The sequence below is a fragment of the Enterobacter sp. IF2SW-B1 genome, assembly GCF_001743375.1.
In the GTDB taxonomy this organism is placed as follows: Bacteria; Pseudomonadota; Gammaproteobacteria; order Enterobacterales; family Enterobacteriaceae; genus Enterobacter; species Enterobacter bugandensis.
The window spans coordinates 1-367 of the sequence record NZ_MJAA01000360.1 but is presented as its reverse complement, the minus strand read 5'-3'; the positions used below and the strand labels follow the sequence as shown (position 1 = coordinate 367).

At 62.7% G+C, this 367-nt stretch carries 1 pseudogene; it reads left to right on the top strand.

Annotation, left to right across the window (positions count from 1 at the left end):
• A pseudogene (locus A6013_RS24675) lies at nt 1-367 on the top strand (malto-oligosyltrehalose synthase); the annotation flags it as partial.

The window sequence follows — 367 nt, the reverse complement described above, 5'->3', positions numbered from 1 at the left end:
ACTGTTACATCACGGTCGAAAAAATTCTCGCGAAGGGAGAGCAGCTCCCCACCGACTGGCCGGTTTCCGGCACCACCGGCTACGAGTTTATCGCCTCGCTGGCGGAGGTGCTGGTCGATGACGAAAACCTCTCGCGCCTGGAGACAATCCACGACGAGACGCTGGGCGTCCCGGTCGATCGCCACGCCGAACTGCGCGATGCCAAGGGTATGATGACCGATCGTAATGTTGAGGGCGGGGTCACGACGATGCTAGAGCTTGAGGACGATCGGGCCCGCGGCAATGACGGTGCGCTGCCCCTCGAGGAGATCCAGCGCGCGCTACGCAAGCGGCGTATCGCCTTTCCGGTGTACCGCACCTACGACAC